The organism is Aggregatibacter actinomycetemcomitans (assembly GCF_023518055.1).
Taxonomy (GTDB): domain Bacteria; phylum Pseudomonadota; class Gammaproteobacteria; order Enterobacterales; family Pasteurellaceae; genus Aggregatibacter; species Aggregatibacter actinomycetemcomitans.
The window spans coordinates 880,862-895,233 of record NZ_CP085096.1 but is presented as its reverse complement, the minus strand read 5'-3'; the positions used below and the strand labels follow the sequence as shown (position 1 = coordinate 895,233).

Genomic DNA, 14,372 nt, shown 5'->3' with positions numbered 1-14,372 from the left:
AAAATTTCAAGAGCTGTAGTAAAAAAAGTGCGGTTGAAAATTTAAGTATTTTTTCAACCGCACTTTGATGTTGGAAGTTATTCGGGGAGCACTGTCGGTTTGACAATTTCGCTTGGATAACACCCCAGAATTTTCAGATAATTACTGAATTTTTTTAATTCTTCCAACGCAGCTTGCGTATCAGGGTGGTGAATGTTGGCTTCAATTTCCAAATAAAACATTTCCTCCCAAGGCTTACCGTAAATCGGGCGGGACTCCAGCTTTGTCATATTAATATGGTGCTTTTTAAACACCAATAAGGCGTCAACCAAAGATCCCGCTTGTTGCCCTGTGCTCATTAACAATAGCGTTTTGGTGTGAATTTGCGGGGAGACGCTGTGTGCTTTCTTCGCGATCACGATAAAACGGGTAATATTGTTTTCTTGGTTGGCGATATTGCGTCGCAACACTTTCAAGCCATACAACTTGCCGCCGTCCTCATTACCTAATGCCGCAATATTCGGCTTATTTAAACCGGCAACCAACTGCATGGCATGGGAGCTACTTTCACAATATTCAATATGCACCCGTAAACCTTGGATAAATTGACTGCATTGTTGAATCACTTGTGGGTGGCTGTACAAGGTATCAATTTTGCTCAAATCATCCTGTTCATTCACTAACACGCAATGTTGAATCGGATAGGCAAGTTCGCCCACCAAAAATAAATCGGTGTGCTGTAACAAATCATACACTTCGTTAATGGCGCCGGAAGTGGTGTTCTCCAACGGCAGAACGCCGTAATCCGCTTCGCCATTACGCACTTTCTCAAACACCTGTTCAAAACTCGCACAACTGATTTCAACCAGTTGCTCCTGATAACGGGTGGCATAATTACGCGCCGCCAGATGAGAATACGAACCGCGTTTGCCGAGAAACGCAATATGAATATCCTGTTCACGCTGTTCATTAAGTTTCTTCTGCAAATAGACCTGCTGCGTTAGCACCGAATCTTCAATGATTTTCTGAAAAATCGAAGTGATATATTGCGGTTCAAGCTGATAGTTTTCGTTTTCCGCGAACTGTATCAGTTCCTGCAATAACTGTTCTTCACGGGCGGCATCACGCAACGGCTTTTGCGTCACTTCTTTGCTCCGCACCACATCAAACGCCAAACGATGGCGCTCGGACAGCAGTTTCAATAAACTACGGTCAATTTGCGTAATTTGCCGACGAATTTCACTTAAATCCAATGACATAATATTTCCTTTGTATTCACATTTGTTACACCTCAAAGGCAATAAATAAAATAAGTATTGAAAATATATTACTTTTTTAACCGCACTTTTATGGAAAAGAAAGACAAAAAAATCCACTATTTTAAGGTGGCTTTATGAAAAGGTAGCGAAAAAAAGAGCTATATTTCCGAAGAAATATAGCTCTTAGAATCATTTTATTAAATCAATATTTGTGCGGGAGAAATATAACCTTGTGGGACTTGTTCTTTGTCTTCGAAGGTTACGAGTTCCCACGCTTCTTGATTATCCAATACCGCTCTTAATAATTTATTGTTTAAACCATGACCTGATTTATAGGCTTTGAAATCACCGATAATGTTATAACCACACATATATAAATCACCAATAGCATCCAGCATTTTGTGACGGACCAGTTCATCTTTGAAACGCAAACCGTCCTCATTCAGAATGCGATAATCATCCAGTACGATAGCATTATCTAAACTGCCGCCTAACGCTAAACCTTGAGATTGAAGATACTCAATATCTTTCATAAAACCAAAAGTTCTCGCGCGGCTGATTTGCTGAACAAATGCTTGCGCGGAGAAATCCATCACATAATTACGTACATCTTCGCTAATTACCGGATGATTAAAATCAATAGTGAAATTCAAACGGAAACCATTATAAGGAGAAAATTCCGCCCATTTATCACCATCTTCCACGCGAACTTTTTGTTTGACACGAATGAATTTTTTCGGTGCATTTTGTTCTTCAATACCTGCATCTAATAATAAATAAATAAACGGGCTTGCACTACCATCCATAATTGGAATTTCAGGCGCATCCACTTCAACAATAATGTTATCGATACCAAGTCCTGCTAAAGCCGCATTTAGATGTTCAACCGTTGAAATTCGCACACCCTGCTCATTCACTAAACAAGTACAAAGCATAGTATCGTGCACTGCATTAGCATTCGCCGGAAAGGTAACCGGCGGATTCAAATCGGTGCGGCAATAAACAACACCGGTATTCGGCATTGCAGGACGTAAAACCAAAGTAACCTTATCACCACTGTGTAATCCCACACCGGTAACTTTTATACTTTGTTTTAATGTTCTTTGTTTAATCATAACCTTTCTCTTAACTTGCTGTTACCACAAGATAATATTATTTATCGCCATTACGCATAAAACCTTGAACATTGAACAAATTAGTATCTTTCAAGCGTTCGGTAATCGGCGTATCTAAATCGTCTCTACTACGTTGTACGTTTTGCTGGTTATTGGACAAATTATTCGCATCCTGTGCACTATGTCCATAAGTTGGCGCATTTGTTCTCGGCGCGCCGGACTGAGTATTTATCGGTTGATTATTCGGGGCTGCTTGTGGACGTGGAGAAATTTGAATCTCCGGCGCTTCGGGTTCACCAATACCTGTTGCAACAATGGTTACGCGGATTTCATCCACCATATCAGGCACCAATGTTGTACCGACTACAACCGTAGCCTCATCAGAAGCAAATGCTTTAATTGTATCGCCTACTGCTTGGAACTCGGTTAAGCCTAAGTCCATACCGGCAGTAATATTAACCAATACCCCTCTGGCACCGGATAAATCCACACGCTCTAACAAGTCACTTTTCACTGCAATTTTAGCTGCATCTTCCGCACGACCTTCACCCGGTGAACCCAATGCAGAACCAAAACCAATCATTGCCTGCCCCATCTCCGACATTACGGTACGAACATCAGCAAAGTCCACGTTAATTAAACCCGGAGAGGTAATCATATCCGAAATACCGGTAACAGAATTACGCAACACATCATTAGCGGCGGAGAAAGCTTGCATTAATGTTGCATTTTTCGGCATAACCTTGGCTAATTGTTCATTTGGGATGATGATTAGGGAATCTACATGTTTGGATAATTCTTTAATCCCCATTTCGGCGAACATCATTCGTTTCTTACCTTCAAAAGCAAATGGCTTGGTAACCACAGCAACGGTAAGAATACCCAATTCTTTTGCGATTTGAGCGACTATCGGTGCAGCACCTGTGCCTGTACCACCACCCATGCCGGCAGCGATAAACACCATATCAGCGCCTTCTAACATTTGACGAATGGCATCCTGATCGTCTTCTGCGGCTTTACGTCCGACATTCGGGTTGGCACCCGCGCCCAAACCCTTGGTGGTATTCGCACCAATTTGAACCGTTTGCTGCACTTGGCTTTTACGCAATGCCTGTGCATCGGTATTAATGGCATAGAACATGATTTTTCCATGTTCATCAGTGTTCAACATTGTTTCATCAACAAGGGCACCGCCAATATCATCTTTAACCATCGTGGCAACCATGTGGTTAACGGCATTACCGCCACCGCCACCGACACCGACCACTTTAATCAGTGCTCCATTCATTTCACCGAGATCATAATCTACTGGCTCAAACATACTTATTCTCCGTCACTGCCGACACACTATCAGCATATATTAAAACCCAAACTGTTCATATTGTAGATGAAAAATCAAAATTCTCAAAATTCCGACCGCACTTTATTAAAAATTTTTTTCACTACCTTACCGCATGCGCTAAAAAATCCGCTATCCGAATTCTCATCATTAAGCGGCCCTTCATCCTCATTGCTATGTTCATATTGCAACAAACCAATGACAGTCGCGTATTGCGGTTTGTTCACATAATCGGTCAAACCGGTAATATTTAGCGGGCTACCAATTCTCACCTGCGCATTTTGCCCAAACACTTCCGCCGCACTATCTTTCAAGTCTTCAATTTGTGCACCACCACCGGTAATCACAACGCCGGCAATGAGATCAAACTTAATATGTTTAGCTTCCAAATCCGTTTTCAAATAAATTAATTCATTTTTCACCAAACTCAATAGTTCTTTATAACGGGCCGAAGTTACTAAAGAAAGCTGTTCTTTTGTTAATGTGCGAGGGCCTCGCCCGCCGATACTGGAAACTTCAATTTTCTTGTCGGCATGATATTTCGGCGGCGTTAATGCACTACCATGATTCACTTTGATGCTTTCCGCCTCCATTCTAGAAGTGGCACAAGCATACGCAATATCATCGGTGACACGATTACCGGCATAAGGAATCACTTTACTGAAACGCAATGCACCGTTGATATACACCATAATGTCCATGGTACCGGCACCGAAATCAATCAAACAAACCCCTAAATCTTTTTCATCTTCGGTTAAAACGGAATAGCTGGAAGCCAAGCCTGAGAACACAATCTTATCGACTTTTAATTTACAACGTTCTACCGCCTTCTTCAGGTTATTTAACCAGTCCTGATGACAAGCGATTAAGTGAGTCTGCGCTTTTAAACGAACACCTTGTAAGCCCAACGGATTTTTAATGTTCATTTGCTTATCGACAGCAAATTCTTGCGGAATAATGTGAAGTAACGACAATCCTTCCGGCATTTTAACCGAGCTTGCCGTGTGAATAGCAGAATCAATTTCATCTTGGGTCACCTCGCCTTCGGCAATAGGTACAAAGCCATTCTCATTCAGGCTTTGAATATGCTCACCGGTAATCGCCAAAGTCACGCTCATAATCCGGCAATCGGCAACGGATTCGGCCGCTTCAATAGCCCGTTGAATAGATATAACCACCGCATTGAGGTCAGTAATGCTTCCTTTATCGATCCCTTTAGACGGACAACTGCCCACGCCAAGCACATTTACGACACCGTCCGGTAAAACTTCACCGACTACGGCAACGACTTTAGAAGTACCCACTTCCAAACCAACAATCGTCTTTGATTCCACAATTTTAGACATTTTCTAACTTCACACTGTTAATCATTAATTTAAATCAACCATACCCACCGAAGCACCGGAAGCGTAACGCAAATCCACATAGGAGAGTTTTTTATTTTCAGGCACCTCAATTTGCGGATAAATGGTCACAAAACGATCCAGTTTTGTTTTCCACTCACCACGCCCAAGTTTCAGCACCACATCATTATCCAATACCACCTGCCAAGCGCCGCGTGCGTCAATAGCAACCGCTTTAAGGGTTAACCCTTTTTGTTTTAAATCGGCATAAATTCTATTCCAGGCATCCAGCACTTTTTCACTTTGGAAATCGGGTCCGGACAAACGAGGCAGATGCTGCTCTTTCAATTTATTCATCGGCAGCTGAAAAACCACGCCGTCTTTTGAGAGGAATTCGGTTTCGTTCCAAATAGCGACCGGTTGATACTCCGTAACCCAAATGCTTAACCTGTTCGGCCACATTTTGCGAACAACCGCGCCTTTAATCCAAGGCATTGTCTCAATTTGTTCACGAATTAAATCGGCATCCTGACCGAAAAACCCTTTAAGTTCTCCCATTTTCAGCAGGGCTTCGCGCACATCCGCATCATCGGTAAAATTCGGCGTGCCGACCAAAGCAAATGCGCTGATTGGCTTACTATCTAATTTTTCTAAAAAATTTTGCCAATTTGAACAAGAATAGAACAAAATGCCAACGCATAATAGCACAAGTAATAATTTAATTTGCACAAAAACTTTTGATTTAGGTTCACCATATCTTATATTTTGTGGGGTTTTGCGTTTTAGTAAATTCATTCCGCGCTCAACTCTAAAATTTTCTCAACCAACTGCGCAAAAGAATAGCCGACCGTTGCCGCCGATTTCGGGAATAAACTGTGGCTGGTCATGCCAGGGTTGGTATTAACTTCCACCAAACGGAACTTTCCTTCCGCATCCGCCATCACATCAATACGGCTCCAACCACGACAGCCCACCACATCATAGGCCTGTTTTACCAAACGGCGGAGCTCCTGTTCACGCTCCTCGCTTAATCCCGCCGGGCAAAAATATTGCGTATTGTCAGAGATGTATTTCGCGTCGTAATCATAAAACTCACCTTCCGGCACAATTTTAATGGAAGGCAAAACTTCATTATCCAGCACCGGCACGGTAAATTCATCGCCGGCAAGCCATTCTTCAATTAACACCGTGTTATCGAATTTAAGCGCGAAATCCACCGCACTTTCCAGTTCATCCACAGCTTTGACTTTGGTTAACCCCACGCTGGAACCTTCCAGAGAAGGCTTAACCATCAGCGGTAATCCTAGCTTTTTGACCACAGACTCCGGGTTTAAGTTTACTCTATTTTCCGTCGTCACGATTTCCATCTCGGCGACCGGCAAACCAAATGCCTTCCACAACATTTTAGTACGCATTTTATCCATAGTTAACGCAGAAGTCATCACGCCGCAACCGGTATAAGGAATGCCGATTTGCTCTAATAAGCCCTGCATCGTGCCGTCTTCGCCGCCGCGACCGTGCAAAATATTAAACACGCGATCAAATCCCTGTTCTTTTAAGGTCGCTACCGGAAAGGTTTTCGGATCAATCGGATGGGCGTCATACCCTTGTTTACGCAACGCATTTAATACTGCTTCGCCCGAATTTAAAGACACCTCGCGTTCTGCGGAGGTTCCGCCTAATAAAACGGCGATTTTTTCCTGTTTTAATGTTTTACTCATCTTATTATCCACTTATTCTTTCGTCCAACATTCCACCAACTGACGTGAAAGTTTACTCACGCTACCGGCGCCCTGCGCCAAAATTAAATCGCCATCCTGAATAATCTGATCGAGCACCTCACCCAACTGTTCCGTATCGGAAACCAAAATCGGATCCACTTTTCCCAGATTACGAATAGAACGGCACAATGCCTTACTATCCGCGCCTACTATCGGCGCTTCGCCTGCCGGATACACATCCAACATAATCAACGCATCCACTTGAGATAACACCTGCACGAAATCATCAAATAAATCGCGGGTGCGGGAATAACGGTGCGGCTGGAAAATCATCACAATACGTTTATTTTCCCAGCCTTGACGCGCCGCTTGAATGGTAACGCCCACTTCCGTCGGATGATGACCGTAATCGTCCACCAACATCACTTTACCGTTCGGGCGGATAAATTGTCCCAATTGATCGAAACGACGTCCTGCGCCTTGGAAATCCGCCAACGCGGCTAAAATAGCGTCATTTTTAATGCCTTCTTCTTTGGCGACCACCAAGGCGGCGGTAGCATTCAGTGCATTATGGCGTCCCGGCACATTCAGCAACACATCAATACGCTCACCGTTCGGGCAAATCACCGTGTAATGCCCCTGAAAACCGGTTTGTTGATAATCTTCAATGCGATAATCGGCATTTTCACTAAAGCCGTAAGTGATCACCTGACGCCCGACCAGCGGAACCAACTCCATCAGCACCTCATCATCGGCACATAACACCGCCAAACCATAAAACGGCAAATTATGCAGAAAATTCACATAGGTTTGTTTCATTTCATCAAAATCGCCGTGATAGGTATCCATGTGATCCGGTTCAATATTCGTCACGATGGAAATCATCGGTTGCAAATGCAGAAAAGACGCGTCACTTTCGTCGGCTTCGGCGATCAAATAACGGCTACAGCCTAAATGAGCATTGGTGCCTGCGGATTTCACCAAGCCACCGTTAACGAACGTCGGGTCCAATCCCGCTTCGGCGTAAATCATGGAAACCATCGCGGTAGTGGTGGTTTTACCGTGCGTACCGGCAACGGCAATACCGTGGCGGAAACGCATTAACTCCGCCAGCATTTGTGCACGTTGAATCACCGGAATACGGGCTTCTTTCGCCGCCATCACTTCCGGGTTATCGCCATGAATGGCAGAGGAAATCACCACCACGCTGGCGCCTACAATATTCTCCGCTTGATGTCCGATAAACACTTTCGCCCCGGCTTTGGTTAAGCACTGAGTAACTGCACTTTCGGCAATATCCGAACCGGAGATCGAATAGCCTTCGTTCAATAAAATTTCCGCAATACCACACATCCCCGCGCCGCCGATGCCGATAAAATGAATTTGTTTTACTCGGCGCATTTCCGGAATGATGTTTCTAATCTGTTGATGATAATTTTCCATGATTATTTCCTTCTCTCCCGTGCGAATCATCAGAGGCAAAAACACCGCGAAAAACGACCGCACTTTTCGCTTAGCTCACGACGTCTTCAATCACCTCGGCAACCCGTTTTGCCGCTCTTGGTGTCGCCATTTTTTTTGCATTTAACGCCATGGCTAATAATTTTTCACGGTCTGCCAATAATGGAGTTAATTCGTGCAATAAGCGTTCTTCGGTAAATTCCGGCTGCTCAATAATGACTGCCGCGCCTGCATCCGCTAAATATTTCGCATTCAAAAACTGCTGACGATCTTTATGCTGAAACGGCACGAAAATCGCCGGTGTACCCACCGCCGCCAATTCGCATACGGTCAACGCGCCGGAGCGGCAAATGACAATGTCCGCCCACGCGTAGGCTTCCGCCATGTCGTCAATAAATTCGGTGGCAACACCGTTGTGATTTGCCTGATAAACGTCTTCAATGCCCGCCAAATTGCCTTTGCCGACCTGATGGCGCACATAAATATCCAATCCCTGCGCGGTAAGTTTCGCCGCCACCTGCGGCACGGTTTGATTCAGCACGCGTGCCCCTTGGCTACCGCCGACCACTAAAATGCGCAACGTTTTATCACGCGCGGCAAAACGCTGTTGCGGCACTTCCGTTTGGAATAAATCGCGACGCACGGGATTGCCCACTACTTCCGCCTCAGGAAACGCATTCGGGAACGCTTGCAACACGCGGGTGGCAATTTTTGACAACCAACTGTTGGTCAACCCGGCAATGGCATTTTGTTCATGCAACACCACCGGCACGCCGCAGAGTTTCGCCGCAAGCCCGCCCGGACCGGACACATAACCGCCCATGCCTAATACGGCGTTAGGCTGATATTGCTTGATGATATTACGCGCCTGACATACTGCGCGCAAAATGGCAAAAGGCGCCAATAATAAACTCTTGATGCCTTTGCCGCGTAAACCTGAAATTTGGATAAATTCGATGGGAATGCCGTGTTTTGGAACCAATTGAGCTTCCATTCTGTCTTTGGTGCCCAGCCAGCGGATTTCCCAGCCTTGCTGTTGTAATTCTTGTGCAACGGCAATGGCAGGAAAAACATGTCCGCCCGTTCCGCCTGCCATCACTAATAATTTTTTACCCATATTTCTTCTCTAAAAAAACACTGAAAAAAACGACCGCACTTTAGTCATCCCGTAATCGCGCCTGACCGCCACGCATTAAGCGATTTTCATGGTCAATACGCAATAACATACCGATGGTGACGGACATAATGATGATACTGGAACCGCCATAGCTGATGAGCGGGAACGTTAAGCCTTTGGTCGGCAACATACCAAGCGCCATACCGAGGTTGACGAAGCCCTGGAAGAAAATCCAGAAACTGATACCAAACGCTAAAAAACCTTTAAAGCGCTGTTCTAACATTAAGGATTCGCGCCCGATTTTCATGGCACGAAAAACCAACAACCCAAGCAAAATAATAATAACGAAAATGCCGAAGAAACCAAATTCTTCACCCACAATCGCCATCACAAAGTCCGTATGCGCTTCGGGCAAATATTCCAGTTTTAAGATGGAATTGCCTAACCCCTCGCCGAAAAAGCCGCCGCGCCCGAACGCCATTAAGGAGTTGGATAATTGGAAACCGGTATCATAAGGGTCTTTGAAAGGATCCATAAAACCTATGATACGTTTCAGTCGATAAGCGGAAGAAAGCACCAACCACACGAACATGAACACGCCCATACTGATTAAACCGATGAACTGCCAGAAGTTGGCACCGACGATAAATAATAAGCCGAAAGTGATAATAAATAATACGACAGTACTTCCCAAATCAGGTTGTACAATCAGAAAACAACCCATGACACCCATCACCACAAAGGGCTTAAACGCGCTCAGTTTGCGACTACGCACTTCGTCATAACGGCGGGTGAAATAACTGGCGAGGAAACAGGTTAAGGCTAATTTGGCGAATTCCGCCGGCTGGAAATTAAATAACCCCATAGGAATCCAACGGCGTGCGCCGTTAACTTCACGCCCGATGCCCGGAATCATCACAAGAACAAGCAGAATAATCGCAACCCAAAATAATCTGGCATGCCATTTTTGCCATTTTTCCATGGAAATTTGTAAGGTGATGTAACAGGTGAAACAGGACAAAATGATGTAAATAATATCGCGTTTGACAAAATAAAAAGCATCATTATACAAGCGGGTCCCCACCGGAATGGAAGCGGAGGACACCGCTAATAAACCGATGAGCAACAACACCAAATACAACCACAATAACGCGCGGTCGTATAGCAAACTGGTCGGCGCCACTGTGGTGGCGTTTTGACTGCTTTCTTTGAACCTATCCCCAAATCCCATGTGCCAACCCGTCTTTAACTTAAGCGTGACAAACGCGTAAATTCATCACCGCGAGCTTCAAAACAGCTGAATTGATCCAAACTGGCGCAAGCCGGTGATAACAGCACCATGTCGCCTGCCTGTAGCTGCGGACGAATCGCCGCAATGGCGTGTTCCATGGTGTCAAATAATTGGCTTTGGGAAGAGAGTGCGGCTAACTGTTTGCCGTCGCGACCGAAACAATAGCAGTAAATGTGCGGTTGATTAATTAAGCGTGCCAATTCGGAGAAATCCGCGCCTTTGCCGTCACCGCCGAGCAATAAATGGAGCTTGCCCGCTACCTGCAAACCGGTTAAGGCGGCAACGGTGCTACCCACATTAGTGGCTTTGGAATCGTTAATCCAGCGCACGCCGTCAGCGATATGCGCCACTTGGAAGCGGTGCTCCAAACCACCGAACGCACAAAGAGCGGTTCGAATTCCGGTTAAATTTATGCCTGCTGCCTGTGCCAACGCAATGGCAGCCAAGGCATTCATGTAATTATGGCGACCGGTCAATTTCATTTCATCACAGGCTAACACCGCTTCATCGTACGCCATTAAATAGGTTTTGTTATTTTCGGTTTTTAACCAATAATCCGCGTGGTTTTCACCAAAAGAAACCTGCTTTTGCGGTCGCTGGGTCGTTGGCAACGTCAATGCATCTTCCGCATTAATCACCGCCGTTTGGCAATGATTGTAAATGTTTAATTTCGCGTGGCGATAATCCTGCAGATCCACATAGCGATTCATGTGATCTTCGGTCACGTTTAATACTGTTGCCGCCACAGCCTTGAGGGAATAGGTGGTTTCCAATTGGAAGCTGGACAGTTCCAACACATACAAATCATGTTGTTGATTTAACAGGGAAAGTGCCGGAATACCAATATTGCCGCCCATACCCACTCTTAAACCGGCGGCCTTCGCCATTTCCGCCACCAATGTGGTGACAGTGCTTTTACCGTTGGAACCGGTAATTGCCACAATCGGTTTATCCGCCTCGCGACAGAATAATTCGATGTCGCCCACCACCTCGACACCTGCTTGAAGTGCGGTCTGAATTTCAGGTGTTTTTACCGCCAGCCCCGGGCTGATAACAATCAGATCGCTTTCCAGCAGCCATTGCTGGTTTAAACCGCCCGTATGCAGAGGAATCGCTTTATCAAGCTGCTCAGCGCCCGCAGGATGTTGACGCGTATCTATGACACGCACATCCGCCTGTTTGGCACGCAGAAAATCCACACAGGATAAGCCTGTTTTGCCTAACCCGATTACCGTGACTTTTTTATCTTGATATTGCATTGAAATTCTCTCTCAAAAATGACCGCTTAACGCAGTTTTAACGTCACCAAACCGATTAACACGAGCATCAGGGAAATGATCCAGAAACGCACAATCACGCGCGGCTCCGGCCAGCCTTTTTTCTCGAAATGGTGATGAATCGGCGCCATCAGGAAAATACGTTGTTTATTACGCAGTTTGTAGGAGCCCACTTGTAAAATGACGGACAGGGTTTCCATGACAAACACGCCGCCCATAATTAATAATAAAAATTCCTGACGCACTAACACGGCAATCACGCCCAGCGCACCGCCTAATGCTAATGAGCCTACATCGCCCATAAACACCTGCGCAGGATAAGTATTGAACCAAAGAAAACCCAAACCTGCACCCACAATGGCGGTACAGAACACCACTAATTCCGCACTGAATTTAATATACGGAATGTGTAAATATTCGGCGAAATTAATGTTCCCCGTCGCCCATGCCACCAAGGCAAATGCACCGGCAACAAGCACCGTCGGCATAATTGCCAAGCCGTCCAAGCCGTCGGTGAAATTCACCGCGTTACTGGAGCCGACGATAACGAAATAAGACAGCACGATATAAAAGACACCGAGTTGTGGCATAAATTCTTTAAAAAACGGCACCACCAAACGGGTAGCATCGGTATCTTTACCCATGGCGTACATACCGAAAATTGCCACTAGAGCGACCACGGACAGCCAAAAATATTTCCAGCGGGCAATTAAGCCATCGGTACTTTTGCGGGTAATTTTGCGGTAATCGTCCACAAAACCGACCGTGCCATAACCGAATAACACGAATAAACTGAACCAAACGTACGGATTACGCAAATCCGCCCAAAGTAAGGTACTCACGCCGATGGCAAATAAAATCATCACGCCTCCCATGGTCGGTGTGCCTTTTTTGGCAAAATGACTTTCCGGTCCGTCGTTACGCACGACCTGACCGAATTTTAACATTTGTAAGCGACGAATAACTTTCGGACCAATCCATAAAGACACTAAAAGCGCGGTCAATAAGGCTAAAATAGCGCGCACGGTAATATAGGAAATAACGTGGAAACTCGAATAATATTTGGTTAAAAACTCAGCAATCCAAACTAACATAAAAAATTACCTTTTAATAAATCGATCACTTCTTCCATTTTCATGCTGCGTGATCCTTTCACCAAAACAACGACTTTTTGTTGTGCTAATTGTTGTTGAATAATCGGTGTTAAATAAGTTACAAGTTCCGTTTTATCGGTAAAATGGCGTCCCGAATTAACCGCACTTATAACGCCACTGGAACACCCGAAAGAAAGCACTAAGTCTAACTTGGCGGCATGAGCGAACTCCCCCACCTCTTGATGGCAAAGTTGCGCATTATCGCCTAATTCGCCCATATCACCAACAACAAAGACGCGAAAAGCAGGATATTTTTGTAACACGGAAATCGCCGATTTCATAGATCCCACATTGGCGTTGTAAGTATCGTCCAGCAATAACAGATTTTCACAAGGCTGAATCGGGAACAAACGCCCTTTCACCAAAGAGGGCGTTTCCAACCCTTTTTTCACCTGCGCCGTGGTGGCACCCACGTTCATCGCCAAGGCAGTTGCCGCCAACGCATTAGAGATATTATGCTCACCCAAATACGGTGAATTGATTTGCACGCGGCCTTGCGGCGTGTGGAGTAAGAAATAGGCGCCTTGTTCGGAGAAATGAATTTGTTCGGCGTAAAAATCCGCCCGCGGGTTATCGTAAGCAAAATACTGCACGGCGTGCCGACCGATGTCCGCCTGCCATTTTTGCTGATAATTATGTGCCAAATTGATAATGGCAACGCCGTTTTCCGTCAAGCCGCGAAAGATTTCGCCTTTTGCCGTCGCCACGCCGTCAAGGGAACCAAAACCTTCCAAATGCGCCGCCATGACATTATTGACCAGCGCCACATCAGGTTGCGCCAAGGAAGTCGTGTACGCGATTTCGCCGATATGATTGGCGCCGAGTTCGATCACCGCGAATTTATGCTGTTCTGTTAAACGTAACAAAGTGAGCGGCACGCCGATGTCGTTGTTAAAATTGCCTTGAGTAAATAAAACGTCGTCAGAATCCACCGCACTTTGTTGCAAAATGGAGGCAACCATCTCTTTCACCGTGGTTTTACCGGAAGATCCCGTCATCGCCACCACTTTCGGGTTAATTTTTTCACGCAGCCATTTGGCAAGCCGCCCCAAAGCAAGACGACTGTCTTTAACGATAAGCCGGGCGATATTGCCTTCTGTCGGATGTTCAACCACCGCCGCCACACAACCTTGTTCGGCAGCTTTGGCAACATAATGGTGCGCATCAAAATTTTCGCCTTTAAGGGCAAAAAATAACCCTTTATTGACCGCCTGACGGCTATCCGTACTCACGTTTTCGACGATAACCGTACCATCGCCTATGAGTTCTGCTCCTAAAATGGCGGCAATTTGTGAAAGAGATAATGTAATCATTTG

General features: G+C 45.5%; 12 protein-coding genes. All 12 read right to left on the bottom strand.

All coding sequences use genetic code 11. From position 1 onward, the window contains the following. Window positions 1–77: 77 nt before the first annotated feature. On the bottom strand, window positions 78–1,238 hold the full coding sequence (locus LIN98_RS04615; protein ID WP_005566028.1) for a chorismate mutase: 1,161 nt from the start codon (window positions 1,236–1,238) through the stop codon (window positions 78–80). A gap of 197 nt (window positions 1,239–1,435) precedes the next feature. Then, window positions 1,436–2,353, bottom strand: coding sequence for a UDP-3-O-acyl-N-acetylglucosamine deacetylase (lpxC, locus tag LIN98_RS04610; RefSeq protein WP_005539072.1), 918 nt, complete (start codon window positions 2,351–2,353; stop codon window positions 1,436–1,438). Between the two features lie 37 nt (window positions 2,354–2,390). Further along, window positions 2,391–3,674 carry a cell division protein FtsZ gene (gene ftsZ / locus LIN98_RS04605; RefSeq protein WP_005570039.1) on the bottom strand — a complete coding sequence of 428 codons (1,284 nt, stop codon included), beginning with the start codon at window positions 3,672–3,674 and terminating at the stop codon, window positions 2,391–2,393. Window positions 3,675–3,757: 83 nt separating this feature from the next. After that, window positions 3,758–5,038: a cell division protein FtsA gene (gene ftsA / locus LIN98_RS04600; RefSeq protein ID WP_005546770.1), complete on the bottom strand. Its 1,281-nt coding sequence runs from the start codon at window positions 5,036–5,038 to the stop codon at window positions 3,758–3,760. Between the two features lie 24 nt (window positions 5,039–5,062). Continuing rightward, window positions 5,063–5,830 carry a cell division protein FtsQ/DivIB gene (locus tag LIN98_RS04595; RefSeq protein ID WP_005546773.1) on the bottom strand — a complete coding sequence of 256 codons (768 nt, stop codon included), beginning with the start codon at window positions 5,828–5,830 and terminating at the stop codon, window positions 5,063–5,065. Further along, window positions 5,827–6,756: a D-alanine--D-alanine ligase gene (locus LIN98_RS04590; RefSeq protein WP_005588014.1), complete on the bottom strand. Its 930-nt coding sequence runs from the start codon at window positions 6,754–6,756 to the stop codon at window positions 5,827–5,829. The genes LIN98_RS04595 and LIN98_RS04590 overlap by 4 nt, the downstream gene beginning before the upstream one ends. A gap of 12 nt (window positions 6,757–6,768) precedes the next feature. Continuing rightward, on the bottom strand, window positions 6,769–8,199 hold the full coding sequence (gene murC / locus LIN98_RS04585; RefSeq protein WP_005546777.1) for a UDP-N-acetylmuramate--L-alanine ligase: 1,431 nt from the start codon (window positions 8,197–8,199) through the stop codon (window positions 6,769–6,771). A 70-nt stretch (window positions 8,200–8,269) separates the two neighbouring features. Then, window positions 8,270–9,334 (bottom strand): undecaprenyldiphospho-muramoylpentapeptide beta-N-acetylglucosaminyltransferase, encoded by a 1,065-nt coding sequence (gene murG / locus LIN98_RS04580; protein WP_005566714.1) that lies wholly within the window; start codon window positions 9,332–9,334, stop codon window positions 8,270–8,272. A gap of 40 nt (window positions 9,335–9,374) precedes the next feature. Then, window positions 9,375–10,565 (bottom strand): putative lipid II flippase FtsW, encoded by a 1,191-nt coding sequence (ftsW, locus tag LIN98_RS04575; protein ID WP_005570029.1) that lies wholly within the window; start codon window positions 10,563–10,565, stop codon window positions 9,375–9,377. Between the two features lie 14 nt (window positions 10,566–10,579). Continuing rightward, the gene (gene murD / locus LIN98_RS04570) at window positions 10,580–11,884 is read right to left on the bottom strand and encodes a UDP-N-acetylmuramoyl-L-alanine--D-glutamate ligase (protein WP_005546781.1); all 1,305 of its coding nucleotides are present in this window, start codon (window positions 11,882–11,884) and stop codon (window positions 10,580–10,582) included. 26 nt (window positions 11,885–11,910) lie between these two features. Next, entirely contained in the window at window positions 11,911–12,996 is a 1,086-nt protein-coding gene (mraY, locus tag LIN98_RS04565) for a phospho-N-acetylmuramoyl-pentapeptide-transferase (RefSeq protein ID WP_005539053.1), read from the bottom strand. After that, window positions 12,990–14,369, bottom strand: a complete 1,380-nt coding sequence (gene murF / locus LIN98_RS04560) for a UDP-N-acetylmuramoyl-tripeptide--D-alanyl-D-alanine ligase (protein ID WP_005566710.1) — start codon at window positions 14,367–14,369, stop codon at window positions 12,990–12,992. Before murF ends, mraY begins: the two co-directional genes overlap by 7 nt. Window positions 14,370–14,372: the final 3 nt, after the last annotated feature.